The sequence below is a fragment of the Hyphomonas sp. genome, assembly GCF_046313735.1.
GTDB lineage: Bacteria > Pseudomonadota > Alphaproteobacteria > Caulobacterales > Hyphomonadaceae > Hyphomonas.
This window is the reverse complement of the sequence record NZ_JBKBXW010000001.1, coordinates 78,838-93,265: the sequence shown is the minus strand read 5'-3', so window position 1 is coordinate 93,265 and position 14,428 is coordinate 78,838. Positions and strand designations below refer to the sequence as shown.

Here is a 14,428-nt window from a genome sequence, read left to right as displayed (position 1 = left end):
TAACCCTGCCGGAAACCTCGGCAGGCTTCAGCGGCGCCCGCCCGCCAGCATCCGCTGCACCGTCCCGTCCCGGTCGATCAGCAGGTGTTTCAGCGCGCCCAGGATGTGCAGCCCGATCAGGCCCACGAAGGTGAATGCCACAATCCCGTGGACCTGCCGGCCGATGGGCCGGATGCCCTCGATCTCCAGGATCGGCGGGATCGTGAACAGCCCGTAGATGTCAATGCCGCGCCCGCCCAGCAGCGACATCATGAACACGCCCGACAGCGGCATTGCCAGCATACAGGCGATCAGCCCCCAATGCGTGATCCGAGCGAAAATCACCTGCCAGGCCGGCACCCCGTCCAGCGGAGAGGGAAACCCCTGCCGGAGGCGCCAGATCACCCGCCACAGCGCGAACAGCAGCAGAACTGTCCCCGTCGCCCGGTGCATCCCCATCAGAGAGCGCCGGTCGGGCCCCTCGATGCCGCTATAGGCAAGGTAGAACCCCACAGACAGAACGCCCGCAAACAAGAGCGCCCCGATCCAGTGATTGGCCCGCGAAACCCCGCCATACACAGACTGGCTGTGATCGGTCATGGCCCGTTCCTCCCCGTTTTGAAGGGAGAGTAAATCAGCCGCGCCAAAAGGAAACCCGCAATTGATCCCCGCCCCGCCCGTCAGGCGATGGCCGCAATCTCCCGCATCACCGCGTCCCAGTCCGCCTCATGCGCCTCGCTCCACGCTGGCCCCATCAGGCGGCGGCAAGTGTCGCGGATCGCCTCGAACATCACATCAATGTCCGCCTCCGGCACGCCATATCCGCCATGGCTGAAGCGCGCCGCCGACAGGATCACCCGCTGGCTCGGCTGCCCGTCAATGATCCCCAGGATCACCTCGAAACACGTCGCCAGCATCGAGCCGCGCACACCGCCATCGGTATCCATCTCGAACAGCGCGGCATAGTCCGGGCGAAGCTCGAACAGCCGCGCATAGATCAGCGGCGCCGGGTCGGCGCACACTTCGCCCGCCTTCTCAAGGCTCTCGATGACCAGCTCGCCCGGCATGACCCCCACCGTGTCACCGGCGAAAGGCCCCGTCAAAACTTCCGCTGCGTGAAGCCAACGCGGCAATTGCGCGCGCCGCGCGCCCGGCGCATTCTGCCCCGCAAAACATCCTCGGGAGGGAACATATGCAAGATCTGGATGGCAAGGTCGCCTTCGTCACCGGCGCGGGCTCCGGCATCGGCCTCGGCATCGCCACTGCGCTCGCGCAGGCCGGAGTCAGGGTCATGCTCTGCGACATCAACAAGGCCGCGCTCGACGCCGCCGTCGAAGGCCTCAAGGCCACCAATGCCGATGTCGACGGCGTCCTCGCCGATGTCTCGCTGAAGGACCAGCTGCAGTCCGCCGCAGACGCCACCCTCGAGCATTTCGGCAAGGTCCACATCCTCGTCAACAATGCCGGCGTAGGCGGCGGCGGCGATTATGGCACCTGGAATGATCCCGCCTGGCGTTGGGTCATCGGCGTCAATCTCATGTCGGTCGTCTGGGGCTTTGAAATCTTCGGCCCGCTGATCGAATCCCATGGCGAGGGCGGCCATATCGTCTCCACCGCCTCCATCGCCGGCATGGTCGCGCTGACCAACCCGTCCTATGACGTTACCAAATTCGGCGTCGTTGCCCTGTCGGAGGATCTGCGCCCGAAACTCGCCGCACGCGGCATCGGCGTTTCCGTTCTCTGCCCCGGCGTGATCCGCACCAACATCCTTGAGTCCTCGCGCAACATCCCGGATCGCTTCCAGGGACAGATCCCGTCGGGCCCGATTGAAGGTCCGGGCACGGAAGTCCTGAAAGCCGTCACCGAAGCCATCGCCAGCGGCATCGACCCCCTCTATGTCGGCGAACTCGTCCGCGAAGCCATCGAAGGCGACTGGCCCCACATCTTCACTGACCTGCAGTTCGAACCCGTCATCGAAGCCCGCTTCGACGCCATCAAGGCCGGCTTCGACCGCATCCGCGGCAGGACGCCTCGCTACTGATGCCTAAAAGCCCCTTCTCCCTCCGGGAGAAGGGGTTGGGGATGAGGGGCTGCTGCTTCTCAGCGCAAAGCAGGAAATGCGGCAGCGCGCGCCATCACCCCTTCAGCATATCCCGCGAAATGATCACCCGCATGATCTCGTTCGTCCCCTCAAGGATCTGGTGAACCCTCAGATCCCGGACGATCCGTTCCACCTCGTAATCCGCAAGGTATCCATACCCGCCATGGATCTGCAGCGCGTCATTGGCCACACGAAACGCCGTATCCGTCACGAAGCGTTTCGCCATCGCGCACCAGCGCGTCGCGTCCGGCGTCTTGCCATCAAGACGTCCCGCCGCTTCATACAGCATCAGCCGCGCGGCCTGCAGCTCGGTCTCCATATCTGCCAGCCTGAACTGCGTCGCCTGAAAATCGGCAATTGCCTTGCCGAACTGCTGGCGTTCCTTCGCATAGGCCACCGCCTTGTCGAGCGCCAGCTGCGCCCCGCCCAGCGCGCAGGCGGCAATGTTCAGCCGCCCGCCGTCCAGCCCCGCCATCGCGAAGCGGAAGCCATGCCCTTCCTCACCGATCCGGTTGGCCGCCGGCACACGCACGCCGTCGAGGATCACCTGCCGTGTCGGCTGGCTCTTCCAACCCATCTTGCGCTCATTCGCCCCGAAGGACAGACCCGGCGCATCCTTTTCGATGATGAAGGCGGAAACACCCTTTGCTCCGTCATCGGAGGTTCTCGCCATCAGCACGTACACGTCCGATGTGCCCGCGCCGGAGATGAACTGTTTCGTCCCGGTGATGACATACTCATCGCCCTCGCGCACGGCCTTCGTCTTCAGGCTTGCCGCGTCCGATCCTGCCCCCGGCTCGGTCAGGCAGTAGGAGGCGATCAGCTCCATAGAGGTCAGCCGCGGCAGCCAGGCCTTGCGCTGCGCCTCGGAGCCGAACGTGTCAATCATCCAGCTCGCCATGTTGTGGATCGAGATGAACGCCGCTGTCGAGACATCGCCATAGGAGAGCTGTTCGAAGATCAGCGCCGCATCCGTCCGCGTCAGGCCCGATCCGCCCACATCCTCCCTCACATAGATGCCCGCAAAGCCCAGCGCTGCGCTCTCGCGGATCACATCCACCGGGAAATGGCTGTCCCGGTCCCAGGCTTCCGAATGGGGCGCAAGCTGGTCCTCGGCAAACTTGCGCGCCATGTCGCGGATCATCTGCTGTTCGTCGGTGAACATGAGGCTCATTGGCGATACTTCCGGATTGGCTTATGGGTCTGGCCGCATGTGTCCGCGAGGCCCCGTTCATGTCAATGCGCCACCTCCCCGCTGACTACCAGCTGTGCGGCGCCGCACAGGAGGAAATCCCGGACCTTGTCCGCATAGACCTCGCCGCTGGCCAGCTCTTCGCTGGCACGGGCCTGATCCCGGAAGCCGAACTCGGCGATCATGTTCCCGAGGACATCCTCGCGGCGGCGATCCCCGCCGGCCACCTCCACACGGTGCGCGACTATAAGGGCCGCCTCGCCGGCTTTGCGCTCACCTCCCTCCGGCGCAACACGCTCTATCTCGACCAGATCAGCGTCCACCCGGATCATGGCCGCAAGGGCCTCGGAGCCGCCCTCCTCGCCCGCGTCATCGCCGAGGCGAAGGAGCGCGGCCTCAAGACCGTCCTCCTCTCCACCTTCCGCGACCTGCCCTGGAACGCGCCCTTCTACCGGCTCCACGGCTTCCGCATCCTGCCGAAGCGGCGCTACGAAACCTGGATGCTGCAGATCGAGGAGGCCCAGGCCGAGCGCGGCCTCGATGTCTCGAAGCGCTGTTTCATGGCCCGCAGGACCAGCCTGTTCTAGGCCGCTGTCACGCCGGCTTCCGGCGCCCCGATCATCTCGGTATTGGCCTTCACCTGCCGCAGGCTGCGTTGGAAATGCAGCGCGCCATAGATCGCAAAGGCGGGGATCGAGACGACCAGTGTGATCAATCCCCAGACGGTGATGTAGAGCAGGACGTTCCCGCCCACCCCATGGCCCTCATTGATGAATTCCGGGTGAAACGCCGAAATCACGCCCATGACGCAGGACAGGAACCAGACGCTCGCGAGATAGAAGCCCAGCGCCGTGCGCGCCCTCAGCCGCCGGAAATAATAGCGGAACGGGAACACGATCACCGCAACCACAATCAGCACCAGCAGCAGCAGCAGCAGGAAATCCAGCGTCAGGATCTCCGGCGTCTGCCTGCGCCCCTCCACCGGCTGGCTCATCATGCCGGCGATGGGCAGGGCCGCGATCAGCAGCGCCAGCAGCACCTCATACCATTTGAAGGCGAGGAAATTGCGCCGCGCCTTCGGCTTCGCCTCATCCTTGCGGGCCTTGGCCTTGCGCGGCGGCGGCGGTGTTTTCTTGCGCGGCTGAGGGGCAGCCGGCTGCGGCGACCCTTCTGTGGGGGCAGTCTGAGAAAGCTCCAGATCCTCCGCCGCGTCCGGCCCGCCCGATTCCTCCCGCGCCATCACAGGTTCGGGCAGCGCCGCCGCGCCGGGGCCAAGCTCCGACATCAACCTTGTGCTCAGCTCCTCGATCCGCGTCTCGGGATTTGGATGGATCTGCAGCCAGTTCCGCGTCGCCAGCTCGTACAGGTAATGCCCCTTGGGCGTCGTGGGCTCGATCAGCACCGGTATTACCGGCTTGTCCAGCAGGTCGGCAATCGCCAGCTCCTTGCGCAGCTGGCGCGAGCTGTTGCACGCCTCCGAGAACAGGATCACTAGCGTCCGCGAGGCTTCGAGGTTCGACACGATGGCCTCGCGCCAGTCCTCACCGCCCTCGATATGCTCATCCCACCAGACCCGGCCGCCCCGGGCACGCAGCGCCTCGACCAGCTGGCGGGCGAGCGCCTGGTCGGTCCGCCGATAGCTCAGGAAGAAATCGTGTTGCATCTTGCGTCCCCGGACACCGGCTTTGGTAAACGGGATTGAAGATTGCGGCTAGGGGCTTTGCCAATTAGTGCTGGGCCCACATAAAATTCCAGAAACGGCGAGACCCATGACCGGCTACAACCAGACCTTCCCGCTCACCCGCCTGCGCCGCCTGCGCCAGGCCCCCTGGGTGCGCAGCCTCGCCGCCGAAATCGTACTCACCCCCGCCGATCTCGTCTGGGCCGTCTTCGTCCATGACGGCGAAGGCCGCGTCCCCGTCGCCTCGCTTCCGGGCGTCGACCGGCTGAGCGTGAAGGAAGCCGGCCTCGCCGCAAAGCGCGCCAGCGAACTCGGCATCCCGGCCATCGCGCTCTTTCCCTATATCGGCCCCGACGGCAAAGACCCCGAAGGCACCGGCGCGCTCAGCCCGGACGGCCTCGTCCCCCGCGCTCTGAAGGAAATGAAGAACGCCGCCCCGGAAGTCGGCCTCATCACCGATGTGGCCCTCGACGCCTATACCAGCCACGGCCATGACGGCCTGCTCGACGAGGACGGCACCATCCCGAATGACGCCACCGTCGAGCGCCTCGTCCAGCAGGCCCTCGTCCATGTCGCCGCCGGCGCCGATGTCGTCGCCCCCTCCGACATGATGGACGGGCGCATCGCCGCCATCCGCGAGGCCTTCGAGGAAGAAGGCTACACCAACGCCATGATCCTCGCCTACGCCGCCAAATATGCCAGCGGCTTCTACGGCCCCTACCGCGAAGCCATCGGCTCGGCCGCCGCCCTGAAAGGCGACAAGAAAACCTACCAGCAGGACCCCGCCAACAGCGACGAAGCCCTGCGCGAAGTCGCCATGGACCTTGCCGAGGGCGCCGACATGGTCATGGTCAAGCCAGGCCTGCCCTATCTCGACATCGTCCAGCGCGTCTCCTCCACCTTCGGCGTGCCCACCCTCGCCTACCAGGTCTCCGGCGAGTACGCCCAGATCATGGCCGCCGCCCAGAATGGCTGGATCGACGGCGACCGTGTGATGATGGAAACCCTCCTCTGCTTCAAACGCGCCGGCGCGGCCGGGGTCATCACCTACTTCGCCGAACGGGCTGCGGAAAAGCTGGGCTGAAGTCCCCCCACCCTGCAGGAAGGGTCCGAGGGGGCGTATTCTATGCCCAATGAGACCAGAAACGCGTTGACATATTGTTTTTCAATGAATATTGATTGAAAAACGAATATGAAGGACCTTGCCCATGCGCCATCTCATCGCCACCGCCCTTGTTGCCGGGCTCGCCCTGTCGGCTGGAGCCTCGCCCAACACCGCCGCAAGCGCGGTTGCCGCCGAGCCTGCCGCATGGACCCTGCGCACCTTCGACGTCTATGACCCTGCCGATCGCCGCAAGCCGGTGGAAGAGCGGCGGGTCCGATATTCCGGCGTCATGGTGCACACGCTGGACACCAGCCGCCCCGGCGCCCTGTTCACCTGCAGCGCTGAAAAAGGCCTCGCGGTCATGTTCTCGCTCGACGGGGTGGATTTCGCCGACGAGGCCTATTTCGCCTCCAGCCAGCAGGTACGCCAGATGAGCGGCCGGCTCGTTGTCGACGGAGAACGTCCGCGCGAGACCACCCGCTTCCTGTACCGGCCAAGGCTGAAAGTCGCCCAGGCCGCCCGGGACGAAGTGGCCTTCACCGCCGTCGATGCTGTTTACAAGCGTCAGGCGGCAGAGGTCGAGGTCGGCGGCCTGCGGCCCGTCGCTGTCTCCCTGCCGGAACCGGATGCGGCGTTCCGCGATTTCATCCGCGACTGCCCCCGCTTCATCGCAGAGTGAGCGTGCCCTCTCCCGCCAGGCCTGGCACGCTCACGCGTCCCAGGTCTGGTGCGTCCGGCGCATCTCGGCGAGGCCGCCGCTCACGATCTCTGCCAGCACATCCATGTCGATGTCCGAGAGCTTGTTGATGTAGAGGCAGCTCTTGCCGGTCTTGTGCCTGCCCAGCCGCGCCAGCATCTCCGCCTTCTCCTCATAGCCCGGCATCACATAGACAACGAGGTTGGCCTTGCGCGGGCTGAAACCTGTCAGGCACATCTCGCCCGAATGGCCGCTCGCATAGGTAGAGGCATACCGCCCGAACCCGATGATCGACGGCCCCCACATCTTCGGCGCGAGCCCCGTGACCTTGGTCATCCATTCAAGCAAAACCTCCGCATCCGCCTTGCGCGGCCCATCCTCCAGCCCGGCAATAAACTCCGCCGGTGACACGGCCGTCGCCTTCGTCTTCGGTTCAGTCTTCGCCTTCGCCATCCCGTCCCCTCCGTTCACGGAACGCTATGACGCCCTGAACCCGCTGGCAATCAGCCCTTCCGCCCGAGCCGCGCAATCAGGCTGGAGGTATCCCACCGCCCGCCGCCCATCGCCTGCACATCGGCATAATACTGGTCCACCATCGCCGTCAGCGGCAGGCTCGCGCCGGTCTCGCGTGCCGCGTCCAGCGTGATGCGCAAATCCTTGCGCATCCAGTCGACTGCGAAGCCGAACGTAAACCGCCCCTCGGTCATGCTCTGCCAGCGGTTCTCCATCTGCCAGCTCTGCGCCGCCCCGCCGGAGATCGCCTCGATCACCCTGGCCGCATCCAGCCCCGCCGCCTCGGCAAAGTGCAGCCCCTCGGCGAGGCCCTGCACGATGCCGGCAATGCAGATCTGGTTCACTGATTTTGCGAGCTGCCCCGCCCCGCTCGGCCCGATATGCGTGGTTTTGCGGGAAAACGCCGCCATCACCGGCTCGGCCGCGGCAAACGCTGCCTCCTCGCCCCCGCACATCACCGTCAGCTTGCCATTGATCGCGCCAGCTTCTCCGCCGGAGACCGGCGCATCCACGAAATGCGCGCCCTTCGCCCGGCAGCGCGCCGCCAGCTCCCGCGCGAGGCCCGCCGAGGCGGTTGTGTGGTCGATCACCACCATCCCCGCCCCCAGGCTCGGCTCGAACGCCTCGAACACGGCCCGCACATCCGGGTCATCGCCGAGGCACATCAGCACGAATTCGGCGCCGAACACGGCCGCCGCCGGGTCCTTCGCCGCCTCGCCCCGGTGCACCCCGGTCCAGGCCTGCGACTTCTCCGGCGTCCGGTTCCACACCGCCACCTGATGGCCCGCCCGCGCCAGATGGCCCGCCATATGGAAGCCCATCACCCCCAGCCCCAGAAATGCCGTGCGCGCCATGCCCGTCTCCTTGTTTCAAGCCCTCATCCGGGTCCCGGCAATTAGATCGAATTTCATCAAAATCCCACCCCTGCCCGAAGCGTGACCTTCACCACACCCTGTTAGAAAGGGCATATCCATCAGAATGATCGGACGCAGAGAGAGCCATGGCGTATGCCACATCCTCGCGGCGGCAGGCAGGCAGAAGGCCTGCGACGCCCGCCCGCAAGCCGGGCACCTGGAAGCTGGCCTATGCCGACTTCCTGACCGCGCTCATGGCTTTCTTCCTGCTCATGTGGCTCGTCAGCGGCGTCTCGACCGAAGACCGCGCCGTCATCGCCGCCGAATTCAGCCACAAGCCGCGCCCTGCAGCCTCTGCAGCAGATCCCGCCCCCGCGCCGGAAGCTGAACGCCTCGCCGCGCTCCTCCACCTCTCCGAAACGCTGAAACGCGCCGGCGACAGCCTGCAGCTTACCGCCTTGCCCGATGGCCTGCGCCTCGAACTTGTCGATACCGCCGGCCGCCCCCTGTTCGAAACCGGCAGCGGCGCCCTCAATGCCGAGGGCCGCACCCTCCTCGCAGAGGTCTCCGCCCTCATCGCCGCCCTGCCGAACGAGGTCTCCATCGAGGGCCATACCGATGCGTTTACGCTTTCGGGCGCCGAATTCACCAACTGGGACCTCGCCTCCGCCCGCGCCAATGAGGCCCGGCGCCTCCTGACCGCCTCCGGCCTGCCGGCAGGGCGCATCCGCGCCGTCACCGGCTATGCCGACACCCGCCCGCTGGCCCCCGGCCAGCCTCACCTTGCCGCCAACCGGCGCATCAGCCTCGAGCTGCACACAGCCCCCTGATCTGTCACTCCGCAAGCACATGCCCTGCGCATTCAGGGCATCCGGCAAGCCTTGCCACGAAATCGCCCCTTGGCGGATTCGCCGTCCGGTGTATCGTCAGGCCACATGAAGTTTTCAGATTCACATCTTCTGCCGGCGGGCCTTGAGCGGTCGCTGAGGTTCTACGTCACGAACCCCAGCCCCTGCCCCTATTTGCCCGGGCTGAAGGAACGCAAGGCTTTCACCAACCTCGCCGTCCCGGATGCGGACGCGATCCACAATGTGCTCAGCCAGTCCGGCTTCCGGCGCAGCCAGTCGATCGCCTACCGCCCCGCCTGCGCCCGCTGCAATGCCTGCCGCAGCGTGCGGGTCGATACCCGCGCCTTCGCCCCCAGCCGCGGCGACCGGCGCACCCTTGCCCGCAACGCCCATCTTGTGCGCCGCCCGGCCCCGCCGCAGGCAACCCGCGAGCAGTTCCGCCTGCTGAAACACTATGTCTCCACCCGCCATGACAATGGCGGCATGTCCGACATGTCCTACCGGGATTATGTCGCCATGGTCGGCGGCAGCCCGGTGCAGAGCCTCATCTTCGAATACCGCGACGGCCCGGACCCGGACTCCCGCCTCGTCGCCGCCGCGATCACGGACATCCTCCGCGACGGCTTCTCGATGGTCTACACCTTCTTCGATCCGGAGCTGACCAGCCAGAGCCTCGGCCACTTCCTGATCCTCGACCATATCCGCCACGCGCATGAGCATGGCCTGCCCCACCTCTATCTCGGCTACTGGGTCAAGGGCAGCCCGAAGATGGACTACAAGCGCCGCTACAAACCGCTGGAAGTGCTTGACGGCGACCGCTGGCGGCCCTTGAGAGACGACGAATAGTTCCGGCGGACAAGCGGCGCTCCAGACCGCCGCCCCGCCCCGGGGAGGGCTCGATGATCAACCGCCGCAACCTGATCGGCGCAGGCGCCCTTGGCGCAGCCGGCGCCGCCGCCACCTTTTCCACGCCGAAAGCCGGCGCGGTGCTCGCCACCCCGGCCATCACCCGCAACCGGCGCCGCTTCAACATGGTCACCACCTGGCCCAAGGGCCTGCCCGGCCTCGGCACAGCCGCCGAACGTGTCGCCGAACGCATCAGCCAGATGACCGACGGCTTCATCGAAATCCGCGTCTTCGCCGCCGGCGAACTCGTGCCGCCGTTTGAATCCTTCGACGCCGTCGCCAATGGCTCAGCCGACATGTATCACGGCGCCGAATATTACTGGACCGCCAAGTCGAGCGCCTATCCCTTCTTCACTTCCGTTCCCTTCGGCATGACCGCGCAGGAGCTGATGGGCTGGATCGATTTCGGCGGCGGACAGGAACTCTGGGACGAGCTGTCCGGCCAGTTCGGCATCAAATCCCTTCAGGGCGCCAATACCGGCCACCAGATGGGCGGCTGGTTCCGCCGCGAGATCCGCTCCCTCGCCGACATGGCCGGCCTCAAGATGCGCATCCCCGGACAGGGCGGCGAAGTCATCCGCGCGCTCGGCGGCGCCTCCATCGCCCTCGCCGGCGGGGAAATCTACCAGGCCCTCCAGACCGGCGCCATCGACGCCGCCGAATGGGTCGGCCCTTGGAACGACTACGCCCTCGGCTTCCACCGCGAGGCGCCCTTCTATTACGGCCCCGGCTTCCAGGAACCCGGCGCCGGCCTCGCCGTCGGCATCAACCGCCGTGTCTGGGACAGTCTCAACGAGACCGAACAGATGATCTTCAAATCCGCCTGCGAATCCGTGAACCATCTCTCCCTCGGCGAATTCACCTATCAGAACTCGGTCCATCTCGAACTCCTCACCACCCGGCACAATGTCCGCCTGCGCTCCCTGCCGGACGATGTGATGCAGCGTATCTCCGAAGCCTCCTATGACATTCGCGCCGCCAGCGGGCGCAGCGGCCTCGAGAAGCGCATCTACGACAGCTATGAACGTGCGCTCAAACTCATGCGCGGCTGGTCGGACATCTCGGACGGGCCGTATTACGCCGCCCGCGCGCGCGGCAAGTAAGCGGCATTCCGGGGCGGGCGCAGCATGGATTCCAGCATCTTCCTCACGATCGGCGCCGGCCTCAAATGGCTCGGCATCGCCAGCCTGCCGCTGTTCCTCATCCCCCTCATCGCCGTCAGCGCCCCCGGCCTCATCGACCGGTTCGCCCTGCGCCTAAGCGCCTTCATCGACCGGATCAGCGGCGCCGCCCTCGGCGCAGCGATCCTCGCCGCCCTCGTCCTCGTCTTCGCCCAGCTCGGCGTCGTCTTCCTGCGCTACGCCTTCAGCCTGTCCTTCAGCTGGCTGAACGAGACCGTCACCTACGCCTTCGCCGCCATGTTCATGCTCGGCGCGGCCGCTGCCCTGCGCGACGGCGCGCATGTCCGCGTCGACATCCTGCGCCCCCGCTTCGGCGAGGCTGGCCGCAACTGGATCGAGCTGGCCGGCATCTACCTTTTCCTCTTCCCCATCTGCGTCCGCATCCTGATGACGGGCGAGGCGGGCCTTGCCCGTTCCTGGCTGCTGCTCGAAGGCTCCCGCGAGTCTGACGGCCTGCCGATTCTCTTCCTGTTCAAGACCCTCGTGCCCGCCTTTGCCGTCCTCCTGATGGCGCAGGGCCTCTCCGAAGCGATCAAGGCCGCCCTACGCCTCACCGGCGCGCTGGCCCCCGCAGAGCCCACTGAAACCGAACCCCACGGAGGCGCCCGTGGAGTTTGAAGCCGTCCTCGCCATCGCGATGTTCCTCACCGCCATCGGCGCGCTGCTGATGGGCTTTCCCGTCGCGCTCACCCTCGGCGGCGTCGCGCTGATCTTCGCCCTCATCGGCATCGCCTTCGGCGTCTTCCCGGAATCCTTCCTGCTCGCTTTCCCCAGCCGCATCGAAGGCGGCTCCATCATGCAGAGCCAGACGCTGATCGCTGTCCCGCTCTTCGTCATCATGGGCGTCATCCTTGAACGCTCGCGCGTGGCCGAAGACCTGCTCGCCATCGCCAGCCGGCTCCTTTCCCGTGTGCGCGGCGGTCTCGGCTATGCCGTCGTCCTCGTCGGCACCCTGCTCGCCGCCTCCACCGGCATCGTCGGCGCCACCGTCATCACCATGACGCTGATCGCCCTGCCCTCGATGCTGCGCCAGGGATACGACCCGCGCCTCGCCACCGGCACCATCGCCGCCTCCGGCACGCTCGGCCAGATCATCCCGCCCTCCATCGTCCTCATCCTGCTGGCCGACGCCATCTCCAACGCCGCCAGCCAGGCGAGCCTGCGCACCGGCGGCGGCTCGGCCGTCGTCTCGGTGGGAGACCTCTTCGCCGGCGCGCTTATCCCCGGCCTGATCCTCGTCGCGCTTTACCTCCTCTGGATTACGGTGATGGCTTTCCTGCGCCCGCAGGCCTGCCCCCCGGCGCGCCTCGAGAGCGACACGCCTGCGCTCACCTTCCGCGAAGTCGCCCTCGGCCTTGGCGCGCCGCTCGCCCTTATCGTCGCCGTCCTCGGCTCCATCCTCGGCGGCATCGCCCCGCCGACCGAGGCCGCCGCCATCGGCGCCGGCGGCGCCATCCTCCTCGCGGGCCTCCGCCTTGCGCGCGAAGCCGAAAGCCGCCTCACGCCTGTCATGCTGCTCGGCCTCGCCAGCCTCGTCCTCATCCTCCTCCTGCGCAACCTGCTCGACCTGCGCGCAGGCTCCGCCACCCATACCGGCGCAGAGGCCGCCGGCATGGCCATCACCGTGCTCGCCTGCCTCGCCCTGTTCGCCGCGGTCGGCGCCGGCCTCCTCGTCCTGCGCCGGGCCCGGCAATTGCAGCCCGCCCTGAAAAGCGCCGTCCACATCACCTCGATGGTGTTCCTCATCCTCATCGGCGCCTCGCTGTTCAGCCTCGTCTTCCGCGGCTTTGACGGCGACGAACTCGTCGCCGGCCTCCTCGCCGCCATCCCCGGCGGCAAATGGGGCGCGCTCGCCATGGCGATGCTGGTGATGTTCGTCCTCGGATTTTTCCTCGACTTCATCGAGATCGTCTTTGTCGTCGTGCCGCTCGTCGCCCCGCCGCTGATCCTGATGGGCTTCGACCCCATCTGGCTCGGCATCCTGATGGCGCTGAACCTGCAGACGAGCTTCCTCACCCCGCCCTTCGGCTTTGCGCTGTTCTACCTGCGCGGCGCCGCCCCACCTTCAGTCACCACAATGCAGATCTGGCAGGGCGCGCTGCCGTTCATCGGGCTCCAGCTGCTCCTCATCCTCATCGTCGCCACTGTCCCCAGCCTCGCCACCTGGCTGCCCAGCATCGCGGCGAGATAGGCCGTACACACACAATGCCCCAATCCATCGCGCCGTTCGAGGCAATCCGCATCAGCCGCCGCGCCCATGCCCTGAAGTCCGAAGGCCGGCGCATCCTGCACATGGAATTCGGCCAGCCCTCCACCGGCGCGCCCGCCCGCGCCATCGAGGCCGCCCACACCATCCTCGACACCGAAGCCATGGGCTATTGGGAAAGCGCGCCGCTCAAAGCCCGCATCTCCCGGCACTACCGCGACACCTATGGCGTGGACGTGACACCCGACCGGATCGCTCTCACCTGCGGCGCCTCGCCCGCCCTCGTCCTGGCCCTCGCCAGCGCCTTCCGCCCCGGCGACCGTATCGCGCTCGCCCGGCCGGGCTATGTCGCCTATCGCAATACCATCCTTGCCCTGAACATGGTGCCCGTCGAAATGCCCTGCGGCGAGGACGCCCGCTACCAGCTTTCCGCCGCCGCCCTGCGCGCGCTGCCGGAGCCACCCAAAGGCGTCATCCTAGCCAGCCCCGCCAACCCGACCGGCACGATCCTTCCGTTCTCGGAGCTTGCGGAGATTTCCGCCCTCTGCCGCGACTTGTCGGCCACCCTCATCTCCGACGAGATCTATCACGGGCTTTCCTATGGCCCGAAGATCCACTCGATCCTCGAAGTCCACCCGGAAGCCTATGTCGTCAACAGCTTCTCGAAATACTTCTCGATGGCTGGCTGGCGCCTCGGCTGGCTCGTCTCGCCCGAAGAGGCTGCTGCGCGCACCGCAATGTTCGCCGGCAACCTCTTCCTCACCGCGCCCTCGCTCGCCCAGCATGCCGGCCTCGCTGCGATGGACGCGAGGGACGAACTGGACGGCCATGTCGCCGTCTACGCCCGCAACCGCGAACTGCTGCTCGCCGCCCTGCCCGCCCTCGGCCTCGAGCGCATCGCCCCGCCGGACGGCGCCTTTTATATCTATGCGGACATTTCCCGGTTTACGGGTGACAGCCTGTCCTTCTGCCTGAAGCTCCTGGAAGACACCGGCGTCGCCACCGCCCCCGGCATCGACTTCGACCCCATCGACGGCCACCACTTCATGCGCTTCTCCTTCGCGCTCTCAACGCCGGAAATCAAAGAAGCCATAGGCCTCCTGACCCCATGGTTCGCGGCGCAGCAGAGGCGGTGATTGGGTTAGCAGGACACTCTCAAGCGGCG

The 14,428-nt window shown here is 66.5% G+C and carries 16 protein-coding genes; 10 read left to right on the top strand and 6 right to left on the bottom strand.

The window, feature by feature from the left end:
* Nucleotides 1–27: 27 nt before the first annotated feature.
* Together ACK4SV_RS00465 and ACK4SV_RS00460 are read right to left on the bottom strand one after the other, a co-directional pair.
* Nucleotides 28–579 (bottom strand): cytochrome b, encoded by a 552-nt coding sequence (locus ACK4SV_RS00465; protein WP_409915814.1) that lies wholly within the window; start codon nucleotides 577–579, stop codon nucleotides 28–30.
* A gap of 80 nt (nucleotides 580–659) precedes the next feature.
* The gene (locus tag ACK4SV_RS00460) at nucleotides 660–1,046 is read right to left on the bottom strand and encodes a globin (RefSeq protein WP_409915813.1); all 387 of its coding nucleotides are present in this window, start codon (nucleotides 1,044–1,046) and stop codon (nucleotides 660–662) included.
* 125 nt (nucleotides 1,047–1,171) lie between these two features.
* Here ACK4SV_RS00460 and ACK4SV_RS00455 point away from each other — a divergent pair, with 125 nt between their 5' ends.
* Nucleotides 1,172–2,020: an SDR family NAD(P)-dependent oxidoreductase gene (locus ACK4SV_RS00455; RefSeq protein ID WP_409915812.1), complete on the top strand. Its 849-nt coding sequence runs from the start codon at nucleotides 1,172–1,174 to the stop codon at nucleotides 2,018–2,020.
* A gap of 94 nt (nucleotides 2,021–2,114) precedes the next feature.
* On the opposite strand, the gene ACK4SV_RS00450 is transcribed toward ACK4SV_RS00455, so the two are convergent.
* Nucleotides 2,115–3,254: an isobutyryl-CoA dehydrogenase gene (locus ACK4SV_RS00450; protein ID WP_409915811.1), complete on the bottom strand. Its 1,140-nt coding sequence runs from the start codon at nucleotides 3,252–3,254 to the stop codon at nucleotides 2,115–2,117.
* Nucleotides 3,255–3,313: 59 nt separating this feature from the next.
* Between ACK4SV_RS00450 and ACK4SV_RS00445 the strand changes: the two genes are divergently transcribed.
* Nucleotides 3,314–3,859: a GNAT family N-acetyltransferase gene (locus ACK4SV_RS00445; protein ID WP_409915810.1), complete on the top strand. Its 546-nt coding sequence runs from the start codon at nucleotides 3,314–3,316 to the stop codon at nucleotides 3,857–3,859.
* Here ACK4SV_RS00445 and ACK4SV_RS00440 read toward each other — a convergent pair.
* On the bottom strand, nucleotides 3,856–4,935 hold the full coding sequence (locus tag ACK4SV_RS00440; protein WP_409915809.1) for a toll/interleukin-1 receptor domain-containing protein: 1,080 nt from the start codon (nucleotides 4,933–4,935) through the stop codon (nucleotides 3,856–3,858). The genes ACK4SV_RS00445 and ACK4SV_RS00440 overlap by 4 nt on opposite strands.
* Before the next feature lie 106 nt (nucleotides 4,936–5,041).
* Here ACK4SV_RS00440 and hemB point away from each other — a divergent pair, with 106 nt between their 5' ends.
* Nucleotides 5,042–6,037: a porphobilinogen synthase gene (gene hemB, locus ACK4SV_RS00435; RefSeq protein WP_409915808.1), complete on the top strand. Its 996-nt coding sequence runs from the start codon at nucleotides 5,042–5,044 to the stop codon at nucleotides 6,035–6,037.
* 124 nt (nucleotides 6,038–6,161) lie between these two features.
* On the top strand, nucleotides 6,162–6,737 hold the full coding sequence (locus tag ACK4SV_RS00430; protein ID WP_409915807.1) for a hypothetical protein: 576 nt from the start codon (nucleotides 6,162–6,164) through the stop codon (nucleotides 6,735–6,737).
* Nucleotides 6,738–6,767: 30 nt separating this feature from the next.
* Here the strand turns inward: ACK4SV_RS00430 and ACK4SV_RS00425 are convergent, their stop codons facing one another.
* Both ACK4SV_RS00425 and ACK4SV_RS00420 read right to left on the bottom strand, forming a co-directional pair.
* Nucleotides 6,768–7,208, bottom strand: coding sequence for a DUF1801 domain-containing protein (locus tag ACK4SV_RS00425; RefSeq protein WP_409915806.1), 441 nt, complete (start codon nucleotides 7,206–7,208; stop codon nucleotides 6,768–6,770).
* A gap of 50 nt (nucleotides 7,209–7,258) precedes the next feature.
* On the bottom strand, nucleotides 7,259–8,122 hold the full coding sequence (locus ACK4SV_RS00420; protein WP_409915805.1) for an NAD(P)-dependent oxidoreductase: 864 nt from the start codon (nucleotides 8,120–8,122) through the stop codon (nucleotides 7,259–7,261).
* A 146-nt stretch (nucleotides 8,123–8,268) separates the two neighbouring features.
* Here ACK4SV_RS00420 and ACK4SV_RS00415 point away from each other — a divergent pair, with 146 nt between their 5' ends.
* From ACK4SV_RS00415 to ACK4SV_RS00390, 6 genes are all read left to right on the top strand, one after another.
* Complete coding sequence (locus tag ACK4SV_RS00415; RefSeq protein WP_409915804.1) at nucleotides 8,269–8,952, top strand: OmpA family protein; 684 nt, start codon at nucleotides 8,269–8,271, stop codon at nucleotides 8,950–8,952.
* A 105-nt stretch (nucleotides 8,953–9,057) separates the two neighbouring features.
* A complete protein-coding gene (locus ACK4SV_RS00410) occupies nucleotides 9,058–9,816 on the top strand; it encodes an arginyltransferase (protein WP_409915803.1) in 759 nt (252 codons plus the stop codon).
* A gap of 53 nt (nucleotides 9,817–9,869) precedes the next feature.
* A complete protein-coding gene (locus ACK4SV_RS00405) occupies nucleotides 9,870–10,979 on the top strand; it encodes a TRAP transporter substrate-binding protein (RefSeq protein ID WP_409915802.1) in 1,110 nt (369 codons plus the stop codon).
* A 24-nt stretch (nucleotides 10,980–11,003) separates the two neighbouring features.
* Nucleotides 11,004–11,675, top strand: a complete 672-nt coding sequence (locus ACK4SV_RS00400; RefSeq protein WP_409915801.1) for a TRAP transporter small permease subunit — start codon at nucleotides 11,004–11,006, stop codon at nucleotides 11,673–11,675.
* Nucleotides 11,665–13,248, top strand: coding sequence for a TRAP transporter large permease subunit (locus ACK4SV_RS00395; RefSeq protein WP_409915800.1), 1,584 nt, complete (start codon nucleotides 11,665–11,667; stop codon nucleotides 13,246–13,248). Before ACK4SV_RS00400 ends, ACK4SV_RS00395 begins: the two co-directional genes overlap by 11 nt.
* 14 nt (nucleotides 13,249–13,262) lie before the next feature.
* A complete protein-coding gene (locus ACK4SV_RS00390) occupies nucleotides 13,263–14,399 on the top strand; it encodes an aminotransferase class I/II-fold pyridoxal phosphate-dependent enzyme (RefSeq protein WP_409915799.1) in 1,137 nt (378 codons plus the stop codon).
* Nucleotides 14,400–14,428 lie beyond the last annotated feature (29 nt).

Coding starts and splice junctions, on each gene's coding strand:
- ACK4SV_RS00465 (WP_409915814.1), bottom strand. CDS start 579: ATGACCGATCACAGCCAGTCTGTGTATGGCGGGGTTTCGCGGGCCAAT.
- ACK4SV_RS00460 (WP_409915813.1), bottom strand. CDS start 1,046: ATGCCGGGCGAGCTGGTCATCGAGAGCCTTGAGAAGGCGGGCGAAGTG.
- ACK4SV_RS00455 (WP_409915812.1), top strand. CDS start 1,172: ATGCAAGATCTGGATGGCAAGGTCGCCTTCGTCACCGGCGCGGGCTCC.
- ACK4SV_RS00450 (WP_409915811.1), bottom strand. CDS start 3,254: ATGAGCCTCATGTTCACCGACGAACAGCAGATGATCCGCGACATGGCG.
- ACK4SV_RS00445 (WP_409915810.1), top strand. CDS start 3,314: ATGTCAATGCGCCACCTCCCCGCTGACTACCAGCTGTGCGGCGCCGCA.
- ACK4SV_RS00440 (WP_409915809.1), bottom strand. CDS start 4,935: ATGCAACACGATTTCTTCCTGAGCTATCGGCGGACCGACCAGGCGCTC.
- hemB (WP_409915808.1), top strand. CDS start 5,042: ATGACCGGCTACAACCAGACCTTCCCGCTCACCCGCCTGCGCCGCCTG.
- ACK4SV_RS00430 (WP_409915807.1), top strand. CDS start 6,162: ATGCGCCATCTCATCGCCACCGCCCTTGTTGCCGGGCTCGCCCTGTCG.
- ACK4SV_RS00425 (WP_409915806.1), bottom strand. CDS start 7,208: ATGGCGAAGGCGAAGACTGAACCGAAGACGAAGGCGACGGCCGTGTCA.
- ACK4SV_RS00420 (WP_409915805.1), bottom strand. CDS start 8,122: ATGGCGCGCACGGCATTTCTGGGGCTGGGGGTGATGGGCTTCCATATG.
- ACK4SV_RS00415 (WP_409915804.1), top strand. CDS start 8,269: ATGGCGTATGCCACATCCTCGCGGCGGCAGGCAGGCAGAAGGCCTGCG.
- ACK4SV_RS00410 (WP_409915803.1), top strand. CDS start 9,058: ATGAAGTTTTCAGATTCACATCTTCTGCCGGCGGGCCTTGAGCGGTCG.
- ACK4SV_RS00405 (WP_409915802.1), top strand. CDS start 9,870: ATGATCAACCGCCGCAACCTGATCGGCGCAGGCGCCCTTGGCGCAGCC.
- ACK4SV_RS00400 (WP_409915801.1), top strand. CDS start 11,004: ATGGATTCCAGCATCTTCCTCACGATCGGCGCCGGCCTCAAATGGCTC.
- ACK4SV_RS00390 (WP_409915799.1), top strand. CDS start 13,263: ATGCCCCAATCCATCGCGCCGTTCGAGGCAATCCGCATCAGCCGCCGC.